The sequence below is a fragment of the Breznakia sp. PF5-3 genome, assembly GCF_029504745.1.
Classification (GTDB): domain Bacteria; phylum Bacillota_I; class Bacilli_A; order Erysipelotrichales; family Erysipelotrichaceae; genus Breznakia.
In genome coordinates this window covers 1-21,280 of record NZ_JAQFIQ010000031.1, presented here as the reverse complement: position 1 = coordinate 21,280, position 21,280 = coordinate 1, and the positions used below count along the sequence as shown (strand labels likewise).

The 21,280-nt window shown below is 33.4% G+C and carries 21 protein-coding genes; all 21 read left to right on the top strand.

All coding sequences use genetic code 11. The annotated features are described in order from the left end of the window. Nucleotides 1-153 precede the first annotated feature (153 nt). The 21 genes from M2475_RS08100 to M2475_RS08000 all read left to right on the top strand — a co-directional run bounded on the left by M2475_RS08100 (nucleotide 154) and on the right by M2475_RS08000 (nucleotide 20,730). A complete protein-coding gene (locus tag M2475_RS08100; RefSeq protein WP_277490730.1) occupies nucleotides 154-894 on the top strand; it encodes an AAA family ATPase in 741 nt (246 codons plus the stop codon). Nucleotide 895: 1 nt separating this feature from the next. After that, nucleotides 896-1,960 carry a ParB/RepB/Spo0J family partition protein gene (locus M2475_RS08095; RefSeq protein ID WP_277490728.1) on the top strand — a complete coding sequence of 355 codons (1,065 nt, stop codon included), beginning with the start codon at nucleotides 896-898 and terminating at the stop codon, nucleotides 1,958-1,960. A gap of 70 nt (nucleotides 1,961-2,030) precedes the next feature. Further along, nucleotides 2,031-2,432 carry a hypothetical protein gene (locus M2475_RS08090; RefSeq protein WP_277490725.1) on the top strand — a complete coding sequence of 134 codons (402 nt, stop codon included), beginning with the start codon at nucleotides 2,031-2,033 and terminating at the stop codon, nucleotides 2,430-2,432. 168 nt (nucleotides 2,433-2,600) lie between these two features. Beyond that, nucleotides 2,601-3,608 (top strand): hypothetical protein, encoded by a 1,008-nt coding sequence (locus M2475_RS08085; RefSeq protein ID WP_277490723.1) that lies wholly within the window; start codon nucleotides 2,601-2,603, stop codon nucleotides 3,606-3,608. Between the two features lie 534 nt (nucleotides 3,609-4,142). Continuing rightward, on the top strand, nucleotides 4,143-5,426 hold the full coding sequence (ltrA, locus tag M2475_RS08080; RefSeq protein WP_277490721.1) for a group II intron reverse transcriptase/maturase: 1,284 nt from the start codon (nucleotides 4,143-4,145) through the stop codon (nucleotides 5,424-5,426). Nucleotides 5,427-5,644: 218 nt separating this feature from the next. Next, nucleotides 5,645-7,879, top strand: a complete 2,235-nt coding sequence (locus M2475_RS08075) for a prealbumin-like fold domain-containing protein (RefSeq protein ID WP_277490719.1) — start codon at nucleotides 5,645-5,647, stop codon at nucleotides 7,877-7,879. 89 nt (nucleotides 7,880-7,968) lie between these two features. Further along, a complete protein-coding gene (locus tag M2475_RS08070) occupies nucleotides 7,969-8,112 on the top strand; it encodes a hypothetical protein (RefSeq protein ID WP_277490718.1) in 144 nt (47 codons plus the stop codon). Next, the gene (locus tag M2475_RS08065) at nucleotides 8,102-8,932 is read left to right on the top strand and encodes a hypothetical protein (RefSeq protein ID WP_277490716.1); all 831 of its coding nucleotides are present in this window, start codon (nucleotides 8,102-8,104) and stop codon (nucleotides 8,930-8,932) included. The genes M2475_RS08070 and M2475_RS08065 overlap by 11 nt, the downstream gene beginning before the upstream one ends. Before the next feature lie 74 nt (nucleotides 8,933-9,006). Then, nucleotides 9,007-9,321 carry a hypothetical protein gene (locus M2475_RS08060; protein ID WP_277490714.1) on the top strand — a complete coding sequence of 105 codons (315 nt, stop codon included), beginning with the start codon at nucleotides 9,007-9,009 and terminating at the stop codon, nucleotides 9,319-9,321. Beyond that, nucleotides 9,321-9,515 (top strand): hypothetical protein, encoded by a 195-nt coding sequence (locus M2475_RS08055; protein WP_277490712.1) that lies wholly within the window; start codon nucleotides 9,321-9,323, stop codon nucleotides 9,513-9,515. The genes M2475_RS08060 and M2475_RS08055 overlap by 1 nt, the downstream gene beginning before the upstream one ends. Further along, a complete protein-coding gene (locus M2475_RS08050) occupies nucleotides 9,499-9,915 on the top strand; it encodes a hypothetical protein (RefSeq protein WP_277490710.1) in 417 nt (138 codons plus the stop codon). The genes M2475_RS08055 and M2475_RS08050 overlap by 17 nt, the downstream gene beginning before the upstream one ends. Further along, nucleotides 9,905-10,852, top strand: coding sequence for a hypothetical protein (locus M2475_RS08045; protein WP_277490708.1), 948 nt, complete (start codon nucleotides 9,905-9,907; stop codon nucleotides 10,850-10,852). Before M2475_RS08050 ends, M2475_RS08045 begins: the two co-directional genes overlap by 11 nt. Then, entirely contained in the window at nucleotides 10,852-11,142 is a 291-nt protein-coding gene (locus tag M2475_RS08040) for a molybdenum ABC transporter substrate-binding protein (RefSeq protein WP_277490706.1), read from the top strand. Before M2475_RS08045 ends, M2475_RS08040 begins: the two co-directional genes overlap by 1 nt. Before the next feature lie 39 nt (nucleotides 11,143-11,181). Further along, nucleotides 11,182-11,559, top strand: coding sequence for a hypothetical protein (locus M2475_RS08035; RefSeq protein ID WP_277490704.1), 378 nt, complete (start codon nucleotides 11,182-11,184; stop codon nucleotides 11,557-11,559). Next, nucleotides 11,546-14,008 carry an ATP-binding protein gene (locus M2475_RS08030; RefSeq protein ID WP_277490702.1) on the top strand — a complete coding sequence of 821 codons (2,463 nt, stop codon included), beginning with the start codon at nucleotides 11,546-11,548 and terminating at the stop codon, nucleotides 14,006-14,008. The genes M2475_RS08035 and M2475_RS08030 overlap by 14 nt, the downstream gene beginning before the upstream one ends. Beyond that, nucleotides 13,996-16,137, top strand: a complete 2,142-nt coding sequence (locus M2475_RS08025) for a hypothetical protein (RefSeq protein ID WP_277490700.1) — start codon at nucleotides 13,996-13,998, stop codon at nucleotides 16,135-16,137. Before M2475_RS08030 ends, M2475_RS08025 begins: the two co-directional genes overlap by 13 nt. Next, on the top strand, nucleotides 16,121-16,702 hold the full coding sequence (locus M2475_RS08020) for a M23 family metallopeptidase (RefSeq protein ID WP_277490699.1): 582 nt from the start codon (nucleotides 16,121-16,123) through the stop codon (nucleotides 16,700-16,702). The genes M2475_RS08025 and M2475_RS08020 overlap by 17 nt, the downstream gene beginning before the upstream one ends. An 83-nt stretch (nucleotides 16,703-16,785) precedes the next feature. Next, entirely contained in the window at nucleotides 16,786-17,289 is a 504-nt protein-coding gene (locus M2475_RS08015; RefSeq protein ID WP_277490698.1) for a hypothetical protein, read from the top strand. After that, complete coding sequence (locus M2475_RS08010; RefSeq protein WP_277490697.1) at nucleotides 17,234-17,665, top strand: hypothetical protein; 432 nt, start codon at nucleotides 17,234-17,236, stop codon at nucleotides 17,663-17,665. The genes M2475_RS08015 and M2475_RS08010 overlap by 56 nt, the downstream gene beginning before the upstream one ends. A gap of 411 nt (nucleotides 17,666-18,076) precedes the next feature. Continuing rightward, a complete protein-coding gene (locus M2475_RS08005; protein WP_277490696.1) occupies nucleotides 18,077-20,281 on the top strand; it encodes a hypothetical protein in 2,205 nt (734 codons plus the stop codon). Next, complete coding sequence (locus tag M2475_RS08000; RefSeq protein ID WP_277490695.1) at nucleotides 20,269-20,730, top strand: hypothetical protein; 462 nt, start codon at nucleotides 20,269-20,271, stop codon at nucleotides 20,728-20,730. Before M2475_RS08005 ends, M2475_RS08000 begins: the two co-directional genes overlap by 13 nt. Nucleotides 20,731-21,280: the final 550 nt, after the last annotated feature.

Genomic DNA, 21,280 nt, shown 5'->3' with positions numbered 1-21,280 from the left:
TGGTACAAAGCATAAGATTCGTTCATAGAATCCAGTACAAGAACTTTTGCCCTCCTAGAAATATGATGACCTTTTCTGTGTATTTCTTAATTGTATCTTGTATTGGCTTCTATGAATGAGTCATCAATTGTTTTTAAGGAAAATGGAGGACATATGAAACACGAAAAAAGAAAAACCCGGATAATTGCGATTGTCAATAGAAAAGGTGGAGTAGGAAAAACAACAACAGCAAAAAATTTGGCATATGAATTAACAAAAGATGGAAAACATGTATTAATTGTCGATTTGGATCCTCAATGCAACAGCACAAAAGGTTTGTGTAGAAAGAAACATCATAAAAAAACGGTTGTTAATATGTTACTAAAAGAAAGTATAAAGAGATGTACAACAAGAACTACAAATGGATTGGATATGATTGCTGGGGATACAATGCTAGCTTCATTAGAAATTAAAAGTGGCATATTAAATCAGCAATTGGATGAAATAAAGCAATCAAATACATATGACTATATTGTAATGGATACATCTCCATATTTTAATAAACTTACTGCTGAGATTCTACTGTCGACAGATTTGATAATTATTCCAACTCAAGTGGATATAGATTCATTAGATGGAATGTCTACAACAATTCATGAAATACAGACATTATGCGAAGGGGTAAAGTATAAGATACTATATACTCAAGTAAATGATTTAAAATCCACGCATAATGATTTAGATTCACTTTATGCAGCATTACAAGAACATAGTTTTCATACTTGTATACGTTACCATAGATATGCTGTGAAAAGAGCGAGAGCAAGGTGTCAACCACTTTCTAAGCGATATTATCGTTCAAATGTTGCAAAAGACTATAAACAACTATCAAAAGAACTGCAGGAGGTGCTATAAGATGGGAATTAGTGTATTAGAAGGTTTCGCAAAGGATTTACAAAAGCAAGCAAAATCAATAAATCATGGAATTCAAAACATTCATTATGAAGATATTACAGAATCAGTAAAAAATCGAACTTTGCGTAATATTGATGAATTAGCAGAAGATATTTTAGAAGATGGATTAGAACACAATTTGGTTGTGCGAGAGGTACCAGACAACACAATTTATAAATATGAGCTTATTGCTGGACATCGGAGATTCAATGCAATAAAAAAGTTGATTGGAGATGGATATAAAAAATTTGAGTATATTCCATGTAAAGTAGTAGAAGCAACAACTCGTCAAGCAAGAAAAAGATTGTTACTAAATAACATTGAAACAGATCCACTTACAAATGCGGAGATGATTGAAGCAATAGCAGAGTTAAAAGAAATCTATGAACAGGAAAAAGCTGAAGGTGGGAAAGTGCCTGGAAGAATAAGAGAGCTTATTGCCAAAGAGGTTGGATTAAGTTCATCACAAGTTGGGAATTATGAAAAGATTATCAACAATGCAATTCCGGAAGTAAGAGAAAAAATTGAAGATGGCGAACTAACGATTGGGGCAGCAGTAGAGTTATCATCTTTGAATGATGAAGAGCAATTGATGTTCATTGAAGATCATGATGACTTATCCTTGAAAACAATAAAAGAGTATAAAGAATCACTGCGCGAAGCATCAGAGACACTACATGAGGTGCCTAAAATATCACATGCAGCTAATTCACAAGAAGATAAAGATAGAGATGTTGTACAAATTGAAGAATATGAAAGAGAAGATGATTTCAAAGAAGAGTTAATGATTGATATGGATCAGATAGTATCCAAAATGGAATTTCAAATGGGTATGAAAGCTGGAGTAGAAGGAGTTGTAAATGCCATGATAGAAGCTATGAGTGACGTGAATGAATATCTTATAGCATGGAGCAAATACAGTCCTAAATCTATACAACAAGCTCAATTGCTGATTGAACAATATCGTACATTAGCTGATGAATTAGAAAGCATAGCAAGTACGTTAATGACTGAGAAAAAGGTTTAATTGCATTGATGATACATGTTATTGTGAATAATATACTGAAAACGCAAAAATGCAAAGGAGGGATAAGCATATGAGTAGTTATATTGAAAGCTTAGATCGGAAAGAAATAATAAAAAAGGCAAAACAAAGAATGAATCACTTTAGTGATTTGTATCGTTTACTGTGTGTTGGAATAAGTGTTCCAGGCATATCTTATGGAGGAATATCAGTAGCGGGGGGGTCAAGCGTTAGTCATTCAAAAAAGATATTATATGAGATAGAAAAAAAAGATGAGCGATATGCAGAAATTGAAGAGGTATTGTTGGCAATGGAAAGACTCGATCCATGTGAATCAGAAATTTTATTCTTAAAACATATAATGATGAAAAATATAAATCAAATTAGTAATATGATAGGTAAGTCAAAATCGCCAACTTATGAGGTTCTAAATGATGCTTATTTTAGAATAGCAGTTGTATTAAATCTTAAATAACTATTATAGATGATTGCTACCGGAAAAAAACCGGAAAAAGACCGGAAAAAAGTAGGAGAAAAATGTGTTAAAATATGTATAATGAAATAAGTGTATTTGAAACAAACATTTATAAGGTAATGTGCTAGTAACTGGCACATTATAGTGAAAATGAAAGGGAGCTATCAAATGAAGCATATTATGGAGAAAATTAGAAATTTAAATACAAAACAAAAAATAATCACAGGTGTGAGTACAGTGATCGTAATTGCACTCATAGTAGTAGGGGTCGTAATGACGACACAATCAAATGAGCCAAGCATTGAAATGAAGAAAAATGAATTTACTGTAGAGTATGGAGAAACACTTGAATTACCAGCAAAGAATTATGTAAAAGCAGATAAAGAAGTTCTTGATAAAACGGAGATTACTGTAGATACTAAGAATGTTAAGCTTGAGGATCATGAGGTTACCACAAAAATTAGTGATAAAGATGACAAGAGCTTATATTTAATTGGCTTGCCAGTAGGCAAGTATGCAGCTAAAGCAAAATATGAAGATGAAACATTAGATTTTAAAATTATTGTAAAAGATACGAAAAGACCTGAGTTTATTGATTTTAAAGATAAAATAGAAGTCGATCGTGCATATAGTGGTGATTTGTCAAAGCAGTTTCAGGCAAAGGATTTAAGTGAAGTAGCCATAACTGTAGATGTAAAGAACGTGGATTTTTCAAAAGCAGGAGAATACAAAGCGAAAGTAACTGCTACAGATGTACATAAGAATAAGACAACGAAAGAGTTTACAGTCTTAGTAAAATCAAAGACGGAGGCCGAGAGAAAACAAGAAGAAAAAAAAGCGAAAGAAGAACAAAAAAACACTGAGAATAGCCAACAAAATGATGATGGATCAACTATGACATGGGACAATGGCACCAGCAGTAGTGGTGCGTCTGGAGCAAACGATAACCAGAATGGAGGACAGACAGGCGGAGGTAGCCAATCTGGAGGATCCACAGGAGGAAGTTCTGGAGGGGATTATTGTTCTGGCTTGGTCGGAAATAGTAATGAATGGTTTAAAAGTATGGATGAACTAAATGAGTATGTAGCAGAACAGTTGTTGATTCCAGATTGGCCTTGGCAAAGATTTACAATTTGGTTAGATCCACAATGTGGTATTACAGCGAATTGGTATTAAAGCGATGTAAAAAGCGATGTAAACATCGCTTTTTTTGAGTGTGACAGGCATGTCATACATCTAGGGTGAAAGTCCCAAAGGGCGCAATTGCCAACGAACCTGATAGCGACTTGCAAGGTTTACATCGTGAGGTGTGGGCGAGAGGAAGCAATAGCAAATTCGTGGCTCGACGAACAGGAATTAGATATAAGGCGTATTGGGTGGATAAGTTGGCTCAAAGCAACAAAGTCCGAAAGGCAATCGTAAACTCAATGCGTAAATCTAGCGAGTAAACGAGGAAAGATGTATGACTTACCCTGTGAGGTCTCACTAACGATGGAAAAAAAATCGTAGTAACAACGAATAGTGAGAAGTCAGCCGATTCCATAGTAGGTAATAGAAAGATTACTGAAGGGATGAACAATTAAACAGTGTAAACAAATGTATGTTCCAAATATATCTCTGACAACTAAGCGGATGTGTAACGTATACACACAAACGCTAGCAAGACATAAGATGAAATATTTGGAAGCGGAAAGGAGCGAAACACAAAGTATGTCAGTATTATTAGAGAAGATTCTAGACAGGAACAATATGAACCTTGCATACAAAAAAATATATGCCAATAAAGGTGCAAGTGGAGTAGATGGAGTAACGTTAGAGGAACTAAAAGATTACATCAAAGAAAACTGGAATAGAATCGCGCAAGAGATTCGTGAAAGGAAATACAAACCATTACCAGTACGAAGAGTTGAGATACCAAAGCCAAACGGAGGAGTACGCCAATTAGGGATACCCACAGTAATGGACAGAGTTATCCAACAAGCAATCGTACAAGTAATTAGTCCAATTGCCGAACCATACTTCTCAGAAGCCAGTTATGGATTCCGACCAAAAAGAAGTTGTGAGATGGCAATTCTTAAAGTCCTTGATTATCTAAATGATGGATATGAGTGGATGGTAGACATTGATCTAGAGAAATTCTTCGATAGAGTATCACAGGATAAATTAATGAGTTATACACATGACATCGTACAAGATGGAGATGTGGAATCATTGATTACACGATACTTAAAATCCGGAGTAATGAGTGAAGGGAAATATAAAAGTACAAACATTGGGACACCACAAGGTGGAAACTTGTCGCCACTACTCAGTAACATTATGCTTAACAAATTAGATAAAGAACTGGAAACAAGAGGACTACGATTTGCAAGATACGCAGATGATGTAGTTATCTTAGTGGGAAGTGAAGCGAGTGCAAAAAGAGTCATGCACAGCATCACAAAATGGATTGAAAAGAAACTGAGGTTAACGGTAAACATGACAAAAACAAAAGTCAACAAACCAACCAAAACAAAGTTCTTAGGGTTTGGATTCTACAAGAATCGCAAAGATGGCACATGGAGATGTAAACCACATGAAGAATCAGTGGTAAAGTTTAAAGCAAAACTTAAAACACTCACTAGTCGAAAGTGGAGCATATCTCTAAAGGAACGAATCAAGAAGATTAACCAAGTCACAAGAGGGTGGATTAACTACTTCGCTATAAGTAGCATGAAGGCAGTAATCAGAGAAATTGATTCCCATTTACGAACACGAATTCGTGTCATAATATGGAAACAATGGAAAACACCACAAAAACGACAATGGGGACTTCAAAAGTTAGGAATCCATAAAGACTTAGCAAGACAAACATCATACATGGGGCGACGTTATCAATTTATAGTGCTTAAAACATGTGTGGTACGTGCAATATCAAAACAAAAACTAGCGCAAAAAGGACTAGTTAGTTGTTTCGATTATTATGAGCAAAGACATAACTTAAAGTTTAATTGAACCGCCGTATACGGAACCGTATGTACGGTGGTGTGAGAGGAGAAACAAAATACTCAAATTGAGTGCTTATTTTCTTCTACTCGATTGAAAGGAGTACATATGAAATATATGGTATGGGAACGAGGCCCGTAAATGTTACAAAAAAGGAGAAAGGTATATCTGTAAGACGAGTGATACTCGTCTTTTTTTTACGCAAAAAAAATATAAATGGAGGAAACATGAAACGTAAAATAATGAGAAAAAGTATATCATTTGTTTTTGCACTGACAATGATAATGGCAAGTTTTCTAACAATAGGAAACAAAACAAGATTAAGTGCAAGTACTATTAATTCAATAACAGCTACTGGTTACCATCATACAGGACAAGCATGGGATCCATCAGGGAATGGTGTAAGTGCCTTTTTTAATGGGCAAAGTATTGATAAACTAGTGGTAGATGCTAATGTTGGGTCGTGTGTACAGCCATGGAAAAATGTAACTGACCTTGGAAATTATACACCAACTCCAGCGAGTAATGATTACTTGTCTAAATTACAATACCATGCTTGGACAAAATTAAGTACAAAGTCAAATTATGACTATGCGGTTTGGCAATTAATGGTATGGGAATATTTTGGATATACACCAACGTCACATGATGTTCCAAACTACGCAGCTAGAAAATCGCAAATTGCTACTGAGATAAAAGGACATACGGTATTAGCAAGCTGGAATAATCAAACAATTACTTTAAATAAAGGTGAAAGTAAAACAATTAAGGATAGCAATGGAGTTGTAGCTGGTATGGCACAAATCGGTAGTATAGCTGGTGTAACGATTACAAGAAGCGGAAATAACATTACTCTCAAAAATAATGGAGGTAATGCGAACGGAACTGCTGTCTTTTATAAGTTTGCTACAACTTCTGAATCAGGAATCATCTATACTCATCCAGTAAGTCAAAATATCGGTTATTATCCATTAGGAGATCCCGCATCAAGTAAACTCAACATACGCACATCGAATGGAAATGTAAAAATTCAAAAAACAGGGAATGCATTTAGTGAGATCAGTGAAACAACAGTAGATGGTACTACCTACCAATCACCAGTCTTCAGTTTGCAAAGTCTCGCTGATGCTGAATTCACAATTACTGCAGATGGAGTCATCAAAAATCATAGTGGAAAAGAACTTTATGCAGATGGTGCAATAGTAGAAGTAATTACTACAGATGCTAATGGTATCGCCACTAGCAATAACTTACCAGAAGGAAATTACAATATTGAAGAAACAAGAGCTCCAATTGGATATAATCGGGATACAGCGATCTATAAACATTCTGTAACTGCTGCTGGAGGAGGAGAGCAATTAAAAACAATTGCTGCAGAGAATATGAAAAAGCCACAGTTTTATTCAATCAACAAAACATTGGAAAAGAATCCAGTAGCTGCGCTTCAAAACGAGGAAGCATTTAAAGATATTGAATTTACAATCTATGCTGCTGATGTTCTTTATAACTACAATCAAACATTGAGTATTGATAAAGATACTCCAATTACAACATTTGGAATTGATGCAGAAGGAATGATGGTTTCAAGAACAATAGATGATATAAGTGGTGAAGAAGTAGAAACACCATTTACTATTGATCTTCCATATGGAGAATATTATGTAAAAGAAACAAAAACCAATGATTCTTATGAACTAGATGAAACTATCTATCCATTTACAATTAGCGCAGATACAGATGAAGAAGAACTTTATATTGCAATCAATGATGGACATGAAATGATTAATAAGTTAAAAGAATATACGGTTATCGTGAATAAGACAAATGAGCGAACTGGCGAAGCAATCGTTCATAACGATTTTGAGTTTGAAGCTAAGTTGTATGACGTAAATGGAAAGGTTGTAGACACACAAAAAGTAAATGCAAATACAAAAGATGGTACAGCAACTTTTAAAATTAAAGGTCAAGTTGCAAAAGTGGAGATTAAAGAAACAAAAGCGCCAGCAGGATTTCTTCTTTCTGATGAAGTGAAAATATTTGCAATCGACAATGAAAGTGAGAAAGCATTGTTTGATGAAAACAAAGTATATTCATTTACTTACACAAATGAAATGATTGAGATCGTGAAAAGTGGAGATACGAGCAATATGTATGGAAATATGGGGTTACTTGGAATATCAGGGCTTGTAATGATGTTGATTGGATTTCTTATTTATAAACGAAATGAGACATTACGTTTTCAATTGGCGATTGAGGAACAAAGTGAGAAGATTGTGAAAGCCTACAAAGGCGCAGGACAACAGGCATCATATCAAGCGCATACAACTGAGAAAGCAAGAAAAGGTGGTATATCAGCACAGAAAATCAAAACAGGATATGTAAATAAAAAAGTTTATAAAAATCGAGGTGAACCAAACCAGTCGTCAACTTCAGATTATCTTGAGAATAAAAAGAAAGAGTAAAAATGTGCCAGTCACTGGCACATTTTCTATTATAAAAAAGCTTTGATTTTGGAAAGAAGGTGAACATTATTAAACAAGAGGAAACACGTATGGCGTTTATGACAAACGACAAGGAAGATTATATACGAAAATGCAAGGAACAAGAAAATAAGATTATAACTCGAGATCCAAAACATGATCGGCTGTCATTATGGCACAGCAATAAAATGCATGGAGATAGTCATGGCAAATAAAAAGCCGGTTTTAATAATTTTCGTCTGTTTATTTCTGCTAGCTGGTATGGGTGCGTATTTCTACTATGATTATCAAAAACAACAATCTTATAAAGCTATGCAAATAACCTTCAAAAAGGTGGAGAGTGTATATGAAGCAGAGAGTGAACTGGATGCTATTTCTTTTGTGAAAAATAGCAGTAATAATATTGTAGATATTGCATATCCAACAATTGATACCTCACAGGTAGGTGAACATGTATATATTTATGTTGCTTATGATGATTATGGAAATCAGAAAGAGTTCGCATTAGTGTTAAATTTTAGTGATCCTATCTTACCAGTGTTAGAGCTTACTGCTACAGAGGTATCAATTGAAGAAGGCACTGCGATTGATTTACAGTCCTATGTAAAAAAAGCAGAAGATCCAATTGATGGAAAATTAAAGGTAGCGATTAAAAAGCCTAAACATTATGATAGGGTGGGAATTCATGAAATTTTATATAGTTGTAAGGATAAAAACGGAAATAAGGTGTCAGCGATTTTAAGGCTGATTGTGAAAGAAAAGTCAAGAGATAATGAACAAGTTAAGGAAGAGGAGAACAATGCTCAAAATGGCGGAAATAACGATATAAACCAGAATGAATCATCATCTTCCAAACCAAGTCAACCAACATTACCAAAAGCAGAGAGTAAGCAGTTTTTGTTCACTGATGGATATAATATGGTAAGTGCTCAAAAGGCATGTAGAGATTACCTGGCGCCCTATAGTAATGGATCATGTAGAAATATTTATGATGCTAATGGATTACCAATCGGGCAAGAAGCAATTCTATATTGATTGCAACATGAAGCATACGTAGTGGATGTAAACGCACCATACAATGGCAGTGAGAAAGGAGTAACTAGGTATAAATGAAAGATAAAAAAAGAATATCAGTTTCTCTAGAATGCAAGGAAAGAAAAGAGGAGGTAGATATTATCATGCAAATTGCATGCAAGGAATATATAGAAATGAAGAGCAAATATCCAAAGTTAAGTATGTTTTGGATGTTTGCTTTTTTTAGAGAAAACCAAGCATCTTTATGCAATCTATTTCAAGATATTTATACACGATATGAGCATACACGATTTAGTGTACAGAAGTTGAATCTAGAAGATATAGCGTATATTGAAGGGCAGTTTTTGAAAAAAGGAAGTCTACAGAAGAATTGTAAAGGAGTGAAATAATGAATATGACATTTGCAGAAGCAAAGAAACAATTCCCAGTTGGGGAAACAATCAATAGTTTTGGTGATGTTGTTCCTAGTTATGCACATGATAGCTTGGAAAATATGATCCATTTTTTGAGTATTTATGTAGCGAATAATGAAGTGAAGTACAACGAGGATACTGGGGTGATAGAATTTGAAGTTTATGAATAGAAAAGAAATTACACAAGACGAAAGACAAGATGTCCTAATGAAAGTGAAGAAGGTGTTTGGAAAGCTACGCAAACCCTTTATCATCATCTTACAAATATGTATTATAAATTTTACTGTATTGGGATGTTACGCATATATGTTTTTAGAACTTAAGGATTCAGAAGTTACAAGTTTTACGCTGAAAGAGATTCAAGAAAAGTTTCAGGCCACCGTATTTTTAGATACGTTGTTACTAACAAGTGTGGTCGTTGTTTTTGGTAGCCACATATGTGTATATCTTTTCAAAAAACTTAATCGTAAATTTGATAAAAATAAAGTGAATAAGAATATCAATGAAACGGAAGTCGGAGATAGAGAAACCGACACAGTGGAAGGTGGCGAAATAGAGCATGTTGTTTAAACGACTACATAAACACATAGAAAAGAATCCTGATGAAAAAGCAACGAAAGATCAAGAAGTAGTTGAGGAAAAAAGTGAAGATGAGTTAGTAAATGAACGTTTGAAAATATGGAAAAAAATCCAACGTAAGCAAAAGATGAAAAAGAGTGTAGTTCTTTTCTTTTTAGTATTTGCAATCATTGGTGGATATAAGAGTTTGCTTGAAACAACACCAGCTACAGAATATGAAGAGATCAGTGATGAAGTATTTGTCAGAACTTATATGGAAGCTTATTTTGAGTATCCACAAAGTGAGGAGTCAAAAAAAGTAATTTCCGTCTTTACTTTAAAAAATGAAGAAGTGGTAAATTATCCAGAAGAATTAGAATCCTTAAGGGTATCAAAGATCAATTTTTATAAAGTAAAGAGTCTAAAGCAAGAATATAAGAGTTATCGTTATTATGCAGAAATTAAGATTGAGATAAAGCTACAAGATCAAGAACCGACAATAGATACGATGTATGTACGTGCAGATGTAGCAAAAGAAGGAGATCGATATGCAATTACGAGGCCACTTTTATTTACCAGTTATGATGTAAAAGGAATTTCAGACGAGGAAATACTAGGAAAGCTTACGCTGGAAAAAGAAAGTACAAATCAACAACTTAGTGATGATGAACATAAGCAAGTGAAGCAAACGCTGAACTTGTTTTTTAAAACGTATAGTGATGATTACAAGCAAGCAAAGCTACTGACAACAAGTAGTCATGTGATTGATAAGTTGGATCCGCATGTGGAGATAAAACTCCAAACAATTACGTCAGCAACACAGGATGATGATTATATGTATTTGCAAGTGAAAGTAGATGAAAGTGATAAATATGTAACTAGAACGCGGAATTATTATATAGAGATTAAAAAGGAAAACAATAAGATTAAGAAAATGGAGGTATATTAATGGATTTTATAAACACAGAAGCGTTTAACTTCTTTTGGAAAGTAATTGCAACGATAGGAATGGTAGGACTATGTTATGGGTTAATCAAGAGTGCAGCAGCTTCATTAAAAAGAACTGGGAAGTGGACATCAGTATTAGATGAAATTGGAGTTGGAATATTGTTGATCTTTGTATATATCATCATTATGCAAAATCCAGCATCTACGATATTTAATTTTCTTGTGACACCAATTGTATTTCTATGGAATCTTGCTTTGGCTTTTTTTAGACAATTGGGTTTTCCGCTATGATAAAGAACGGAAGAGAATCTAAAAAGGTGATGAAACCATATGAAAATGAATAATTATGCAGTAGCAGATGAATATAAGGCAAAGTTTGTAGTCCCATATTTAGGTATTGAATTTGTAGGATGGATTAACTTTGTAGGTGCACTGATTGCACTGATTACCATTATTGTAATCATCGGATTTCCACTATCACTGATTTTAGGTGCAAATGCTTTTTTAATTGCATTTGGGATTGCAGCATTAATCGTGTTATTTGCAGTGGTATATAACAATGAGATTAATAATGAAACAGGAAGAACAAAGTTTAGTGAATTTTATTATGTAAAGCTCAAACGCTATCGATTAGTTTATAGCAGCAGCGGAGAAAAACGATATTTGGAAAGAAAGAAGAAAGGAGGTGTATTTCTTGCATATAAGTAGAATTTATACATATGATAACATCGTATATTATAAAGAAAGTGTATCTTACTATTATAAAATACGTCCTATCAATTCTTTGTTTGCTTCGGAAAGTCAGAAGGCAACATTATTAGAGAAATTTAGTGATTTAATCCTGGATATTAATATGCCAGGTTTTTTTATGGTACGGCCAAAAAAAGTAAATAATCAAAAAGTATATCAAGCATATGCAGATAGCTATAAAGTATATGGAAAACCTGAATTTTTAGATCTAGCGAAGAGTTATATAGCGGATCAAAAAGAAATTCTTCAAAAGGCTATCAAATATCGTTATGAAATATATTTTGTATTTTGTGATGGTAGAGAAGAGATGAAAAAGAGAAAAAATATTGCACTGTTTCCGATTGAAAGTAAACCACTAAAAAAAGATGAGTTAGAATTGTATCAAGTAGCAGAACAAGAGATTTATAAAAGGATGTGCAAGCATATTGATACAGATAAAGTAACAGATCAAAAAAAACTAGAACAGTTTCATAATTACTTGGCATTACCACTAGAAAAGGATATTGAAGATTATTATGTGCAGGAAGAACCTGCACATTTACATTATGAATATCAGAGTACTAAGAGTAGCAAGTGGGAACATCTGTACTCGTCGACCATGGTTGCATCTAGTTTTCAAAAGACATCGATTAAAGATGATCAAAGCGCAGATGATGTGATTAATAGCTTACAACTAGCAAGTTTCCCAAGCGATGTAGTTGTTAAGTTTGATTTACAGCACACCAAAGAATTTGTAAAGCATATGAGTGCAAAAAAAGAGTCAATCACAAAAGCACAGAAGCGATATATCAGTTGGACAGATCGTAAAGATAAAGATGCCATCAAAGGACGCTTGCTTGCTATTTCCGCAGAGAATGTAGATGAGTCCATTGAGCACTCAAAAATAAGATGGCAAATGTTTGTACGTGTATACGCTTCTTCTTTGTCATTGCTGGAGCAAAGAAGGGAGCATATGCGAACAAAGTTTAAATCTTCAAAGATCCAATTGTCTATTGAAGTAGGAAGGCAGATTTTGTTGGCAGACAATTTGTTCCCCTATCGCAATAATTTCAGAAAGTATATTCAGCCAACTGATATTGGATATTTGGCTCAATATAATTTTTTAGGAGGTATTTATATTGGAGAAGATGAGGAAGGAATCATTGAAACTTACACCATGCCAGGTGAACTTCCTGTATTTTATAATACGTCCAAGATATTAGAAGGTAAAACGAAAACAGGAGCACCTACAACATTATATTGTGGAGAAACAGGAGGTGGAAAAACACAGTTAGCAGATCATCGTAATTTTGTGGATATGATCTTTAAAGGACGCAGAATTTTAACGGTGGATCCAAAAGGTGATCGAGAAAAGAAGATTGTATTATTAGGCGATCGTGCATCGCATTTAAAAATTGGTGCAAAAGATAATCCAGATGGTATGTTTGATTGCTTTTTAATGCATAAAGAGGATGAAAAAGAAGCACTAGCTGAAGCAAAAGAAATGATTTCCAGTTTATCAAGAGCATTGAATAAAACACAGGAAATAGCATTCTACCATATCAATGATGCATATGAAGATATGAAAAAGGATGTTGATCAAAGGCGATTAAAGCAAATGACCTTTACTGCACTGTTAGAGAAGCTGATTGTATATGATGACAATCTTGCAAAGCAGGTATTGAGTTTAAAAAATGATCCTATTGCACGTTTGTTTTTTGCCAGCCAAGATACAGAAATTGATTTGGCTTTCAATTTGAATAAGTCATACAATCTGATTACCTTTGCAGAAGTACCAATTTATTCAAAAGATAAAAAAGAGGTTGTAACGTTTGATCCTTATCAAATTAAGCATGCAATTTTTGCTATTTGTATTTCAAAAGTGACGGGAATCGTAAATGGTTTTATGAAGCGATTTGGAGTAGAAGAAAACAATTTAACATTTGATGAGTATCGTGTATGGAAAGCAATACCTGGAGGAGAAGATGTGGTAGTTAATTGTGTCGTAACTTCACGATCATGGAGAACGTATCCATCCGTAATCACACAACAGCTATCAGATATTAATGCCGAGATTTTAAATAACACTGGCCAAATATATGTAGGCTCTTTGAAATCATCGAAAGAAATTGAATTTGTATTACAAGAGATGAAGTTGGATGATCATGATGTAGTGCGTGGAGCACTTATCGATAGAACTCAAGATGAAGGAGTGAAAGATAGTAAGAAATATGTATTCTTACTTCAGGACTATAACAATCGAAAAAGTCTTACAAAGCTAAATATACCAAAAACATTTAAGGAAGCATTTACGACACTGAAAGACAGTAGCACTGAGCAATTGAAAACACCTCATGCTGAGACAAAGGTGTCTTTAAAAACTTCACACAGTGGCATAGTGGAGGAGGTGTGTGCATGGGACGAATAGGACGTAAACAGAAGAAGTGTCTGATTGGACTTTTGATAGCGTTCAGTGCTTTTTTTATAGGATTCATAGGTGATGTTGCACATGCACAGGAAATATCCAATGTAGCAAGCGAAAAAGAGGAAGCTAAAAAGGAAGATAATAAAGAAAAAGATGCAGGCAAGGAGAACGCAAATGATGATCATGGTGAGGGTGTTGGAAATGCTAGCAATGGTTGTGAAGCATATACAAGTGAAAAAGATCGCAATCAATGTCTAAAAGACCGTAAAGCCTCAACCAAGACAGCAGACTTTTATAGTAAAGCAATCATGTCGTTAGATGGAAAGACACAAGAACTAGAAATGAAAGAAGATTATATCAAGAACTTTTCTAATTCAAGTGCTACTGCTGTTTCCTATGATTTATGGTTAGCAGATCCGCCAACTATTATCATGCATATTGTGAATACAATAACTACGATCATTGAAAAGTTAGGATCCTTTATATCACTAGCAGTTCTTATCTTATATAATGTAGCATCATCTTCTTTTTGGTCGGCAATAATGAGAAATATATTTGATGTTATTGATAGTGTGATTTTTGATTGGGATAATCCAAATTCTTGGTTTATGAAAATTGTAGTGTTATTTGGTTGTATAGGGGTTGCAAGAAAGTTAATGAAAGCGAAAAAGAATGCTTTTACGTTTAGAACATTCTTGAGTACTATTTTTGAAGTTGTATTATCATGTGCATTGGTGATCTTTGTAGCACGTTATGGAAGGCCGCTCATTACATACAGTGAAGAATTAATTAGTGATTCTATTGTACAAACATTTAGTTTTGGAGATAACAGTGATGGTACAACCTTTGAAATGCAAAATAAAAGGATGATATTTGACTCCTTACAAAAGCAAGGGTTTATCTTGCGTCATTTTGGTGTTACAGATGTAAAAGACATCAGCAATAGAAACAGTGGTGCTTGGGAGGAAGGAGATGCAGGAAAGAAGATACCAGTATCTGCAGCTGAGCGAGTAAACACATTGTTGAATGAGCCAAGTAAAGATAACGCACAGATTGAGCGCCAAGATTACGGGAATGAAGATATTTCATATAATGCAAACCAATGTATGAATGTAATGGGACTATCAATTGTTTTTTTCATACATCGTTTTTTATTAGGAGTTGTGTTTGGATCAGGATCCTTATTTTTATTTGCAATTGGTTTTATAAAAGAACTACTTTTGGCAGTAACTACATACGCTTTTGTATTAATTTTATTAAGAGATAATAAAGGTGCAGCCACAAAGTGGTTTTCATCTAGGATTCAATGGACAGTATTGTTTATCTTATCCAACATCGTTTTTAGTCTGATGCTATTTTTCACACAGCAACTAGTTGCTAGAGTGACAGGATACGGGTTACTTATGATTTTGCCGTTTGATGCAATCTTAGTTTTACTGTTCATTTATGTATATAAAAATAAAGAGCAGATATGGCAAAAAATAACAGCCGATATTGATTTGGATGGCGAAGGTGCATTTAATATTGCGAAAGGGATTATTACTGGTGATATAACACCAAAAGATATTTACGATCACCGATCAGAAAGAAAACACCAGGAAGCATTAGAAGATGGTGGAGAAGATACTGATGAATATCCAAATGGAAAAAAGAAATCATCGCTTAATGATATAAAAGATGATAAAGAGTTAGCAGAAAGTGAAGATATCGATGAAGAAATATTAGAAGGAGACGATCCTGATAACAATAGTACTTCTACAGAAGAAGAGGAAGTGGAGGAAGATGGTAATCCAGATGAAGCAATTAAAGAAATGGAAGAGAGTGCAGATAGTAAATTGAAATGTACTGAAGAAGATCTAGCGGAACAGGATGAAGCTCATGTAAAAGGAAATGATTATGTGTCCTCAGATATGGATGATTTAGGTTTGGGAGAAAAGGATCAAGATAAATTAACTTATGGTGAAAGCGATTCGGATTTAACCAATAAAGAAAGCAAATCACAATCTAGTAAACAGGATCAAACGTTTAAAAGTGATATTGATCAGTTTATGAATGATTTAATAAAGGATGATGAAGAGAAAATGATAACACCAGAAATTGATGATGGAGAAGATAATGAAGAGGATTGTTAAGACGATGATTGCATTTCCTCTTTTTTTTGGATTGTTTGTAATGTTAGTATTTCCATTGGCACTCGGAAAGGGTGGAAGCAATCCCAATAATGTAAATGCGACAGAAACAGTCATTGTGAAGGGAGACTTTGCTTTTGTGTATGGAAGGGAAAATGTACCTATATTTCGTGGTATTCAAGACGGTCATTCCGGAGTAGACTATAATGGAAACTACGGAGAGTCTGTATTAGCGTTAAGTGATGCAGTTGTTTATAAAGCCTCTCAAACATGTCCACCTAATGGAGGATATTTGGGTAATTACTGTCCATTTGATGAAGTAGCAGGTGGAGGTAACTATGTAGTCTTAAAGTTTACGTATGACAGTAAAGAGATGTATGTACAATATGCACACTTGGAAAAGGTGAAGGTAAAAACAGGACAAAGAGTAAAAAAAGGAGATATAGTAGGAACACAAGGACATTCAGGAAATAGCACTGGAACTCATCTTCATTTAGAAGTACATCATGGAGGTATTTATGCAGGATCAACAATAAACCTAATCGATCCTGAAAAATGGTTTAAATAGAGGTATAAGAGATTATAAAATGAAGCTATATTTAAAGTAAAATATTTGATATGCTATATTAGTGAAAACATAAGGAGGTTAGCATGAGGAAAAAAATAAAAAATATACTTTTGTCTTTAACAATATACGAGAGAGAGAAGAAGCAATTTAAACAATATAAGAAAATACGTGATGAGTTTTTTTCCTTGTCAGCAGAAGAACAAGAATTTCGATTTGTCTTAACTAAAACAAAATATGATTCAAAAAAGAATATTGCATTTTCACTCATACTAGGCTTCCTAGTATCAATTGGTTTTGGAGTCTGGAATACAGCTTCTAAAATTTTTATTACAGCGATGAAATTAAACATGCAAAATGAAATCAGTGGTAAAGAGTATAAAATATACATGCTATATGCAGCTATTTTGATAATTATCATAATGATAACATTGATATTTATTGTTATTTCGGTTATAAATAATCTATATAAATTAAACAGAGAGCTTATCATATACACTGAAGTAAGAAATAGGCTAAAAAGGGGGATAGAATATGAATCAAGATGGAACGATAACGGAAAGAGCAGTGGCGGTATTGAAGAAGAATAAAATAATAGTTATTCTTGAATTGTTATACGGGGGTACAATATCAGTATTCTTATATTCATTATCTAAACTTAATAAAATATTATTAACACTAGAATCTCATTTTGAAGTGCTTGCCTATAATAACGGTCAAGCTTTGCAATTTTTCGTTCTTGCTTTTGCATTGGCAGGAATTGGTGTTTTTATTATATATAAATGTATACAAAAAATTCGTACGTATTATGATATTGAAGATGGTGACATTATATTACTGATTCTGATTATAATTATGAATATCATTTTATTGATACTCATTGTGATTTTTATCAATAATCCTATTTTACGATCAATCATTGTTGTAGGAACTTTGTTAAGCGTGTATATAGCATCCACGAATTAACATATGTTGGTAAAGTTGTGTCAATAATAAAAAAGTCAGAATGAGAACTGATTAACATAAAAAACTGCCCAAATTGTGCAGTTGAAATTTTAAGCAAATGATGTATAATAATGGTGAAGATAGCAATGCTATCCTTACTTAAAGACTACCCTATCTAACGGTCAAATTAGAAAGTAGGGTAGTCACTTTTTTATAATCACTAATATTTCTTTACATTCACGAAGAATGAGAAGTATTAATATGAGATTACTCATAAGCAACACCTCCTACTTTTATAGCCATAAGAGAGTAGTTGGTATTTTAAGGATAATTACTATCTTCAAAAAAAGTATATCATAAAAAGAGTTTAAATAGAATGTGCCAGTGACTGGCATATTTTTCTTTGGCTACCAAGTGAAAGGAGGAATGATTTTGATTTATCAAATTATCCCAAGAAAAGACTATTCTTTTCAAGCAGAAAAGATGCAAAATTTCTTAAAATCATTGTCAGCACCTACAGGAAAAAGAAAAGGTTTTTTTAAAAGACTATTAGAAGATTATCCATATACCTTTGTGATTGATTGTAATCACAAAGGTATATTGTCATTATATTTAAAATGTGATAGTGATGAGAACAATTCACAATCGTTTTTAAGCGCGATAGAGACACTTTTAGGAGGCGAAGCATCTGCGTTGCCTATTTATGCGAATTTTCCTGTGTATGCTCGTACAAGTACTTTATACTTACCTTATTCATCTAACATAAATGAGAAAAAGTCGGAGCAGCAATTGACTTTGTTTTTTAATGAATCTATCTTTATGACGATTATACAAACATTAAGTGCAGATACACGAATTTGGCTAGATTTTAAAGTAAAAAGAGGAAGTAAACCGAATAAAAAGCAATCATTTATGAGGCAGGGAAGTGATGTGGAGCTTGAATATATATTGAAAGTGCAAGGGAAAACTAAATTTCATAATACAAAAATACGTGATATTTCAGCTAAAATAGCTTCTTTGACAGCTTTTGAAAAGCAATATTATATTGACTATAAAGATAGCTATCGAGAAAGTGTTTCTAGTGGACTCGAGGTGATGAATATATTACAAATACCAACGTTAAAGGGTAAAAGTACAGAAGAGTTGAAACGAATCTATCATTTATATCAAGGGCAAGTAACTCTTGACATAGATGAGTTTGATCAAGGATTTTATGTAGGGAAACTTTGTCATCCCGTACAAGATAATCGTGCAGTTTATTTAGATGAAACAACGGCAAGGAAGCATGTTTTTATAGGTGGAACAACAGGTAGTGGTAAGACCTCAGTATTTGAAGAAGTTGCTAGAGGAATTCTACTACGCAAATTGAAAGGCGAAAAGAATGTTCCAGGATTTACTTTGTTTGATCCAAAAGAGGGAGCAGTGTTGGGTGTTATTGATATTCTGTTGAAGTATCAAAGTGATGGGTATGATATTACTTCTGTATTAGATAAAGTTAGAGTGGTTGACTTTTCATGTAAGGATTACGTTTTTCCAATATCGTTATTAAATAGTCATTCTGAACCTAGTATGATTTTGGATTTTTTTAAATCTTTATATGGAGATATGAAAACACCTCAAGTTGATCGCACGATGGGTGATGCAATGCAAGCGTTGATGATGGATCCAAAAGAAGAGCATACAATAGGTGATTTAGCTAAGGTTTTTGACTCTAGTAATGATACGTATCGGATTGATTTGGCAAATAGATTAAAGAAAGATATGTATGCCCAAGATATAGTGAAGTTTTTAAAAAACACAAAGATGTCTAATGATAAAGTGGATCCTGTATTGAATAGAATAAGTATGTTTAATAATACAGAGCAAAAGAAGTTGATGTTTGGACTTACGAGTAAATATGACAGTATTAAGGATATTAGAAAGTGGATGGATGCTGGATATATTATTCTATTTAATCTAGCAGGAATGAGTAAATTTGAAATCAATGTTATATGTGGATATTTGAGCTTACAATATTATTTAACTTGCTTAAAACGTCCTTCAATGGCACTTTTACATCTACTGTTTGTTGATGAGGCACATGATGTGCAGCTTCCAATTTTTCACAAGATAGGAGCAAAAGGGAGAGAACAAGGGCTGGCAATAGTTCCAATGACACAATTTGTAGAGCAATTTGATAATGATTATAGAAAAGATCTATTTGGGAATATTAATACATTTATATCGTTAAGACATACACCAGAGGCAGCAAATAATTTGGTAAAAATGATTCCTGGTGGGAAAGTTACTCCAAATGATATGGAAATCTTAAAAGATCGAATAGGCTATTTAACTGCAGAAGATCATGGGAAAATAAAGACCGTGTTAATTGAAGCCTCAGCACCATATCGCTATACAGACGGAATCCTTGTAAATTATAAAGATCCTCCAGCAATGGAAAAAAATAAGGAGAAGAATCGAGCATTTGCAAGAGAGTTGATGGCAAGAGATTGTTTAAGTAAAGAAGAAGCGGAAAAAATTGTGTTTAAAAATTATTTTGCGAAAAAGGAGAAGGATGAGTATGAAAAAGAATTGCTTAGTGAAGGAGATAGTATGTTATCTGTAGAAGAAGGAGATAAAATAATATGGGAGGATTAAAAAAAATTGCTTATAAAATGAAAAGAATATGTAATACAGGGAATGTCAATAAGATTAAATACCGATTAAAAAAGATCATGTTTAAGCTGCTGCCAACAAAAATAAGAAAGCCAGTGCTATTATTATTTGCAATTATGGGATTATGGTTCTATTTGCTACTTATGATCAGAATAAGCCATAGTGATTATTTAGTCAAAGTAAAAGAAGTAATTAGTGAAGTAATTCACTATGCAAGTGAGGTGACAAGTCCTACAATCGTGGTGGGAATGGTAATAATAGCATTTTTGGTGTTACTACATCGTTATTTAATACCAGATACAAAAGATAATCAGAAAAGAAATCAATATACTAAAAGTATCTATTATGAAGTCAATGCAATCATTGGCTTTTTTTATGTGTTGATTACAGTATTGGCAATACTACCAATTGTATTGCCAGTGCTCATATGAAAAACAGTGTAACATATTGGTAGATACTGAATGATAAAATGTGCCAGTCACTGGTACAAATGATTATTTGGCGAAATGGAATATGAAAAATATACATTTGTGAGGGGAAAAATATCCTTTTTTTATTAGAAAACATTGTGGTTTTAATTGTGGGGAACATTGTAGCATATACACCACAGTTGAAACCACAATAAAAAGATTAAAATCACGATAAATAAAGAGGATATGAAAAACAGTCTGGTTTAAAAACGATTAAACTAGTGTCCTTATACACTAAATAAAATCCTTACCAATACGAGTACAATGTCATCTTATCCATATGATGCATTAAATAGTTAAATGAATACAATAAAGAAACGGACTATTTTAATCAATTTTGCGTAATACAAGTACTATTAATAGCAAATAAAATAATAAAAATAGAGAATGTGCCAATGACTGGCACATTAAGAAAGAGACAAACTATAATATGTCAAATAAAGAATGATATAGGCATATAAATAGGTGATTGTCTTGATTTAGAGGTGAAACCTCTATAAAAACTTCACCT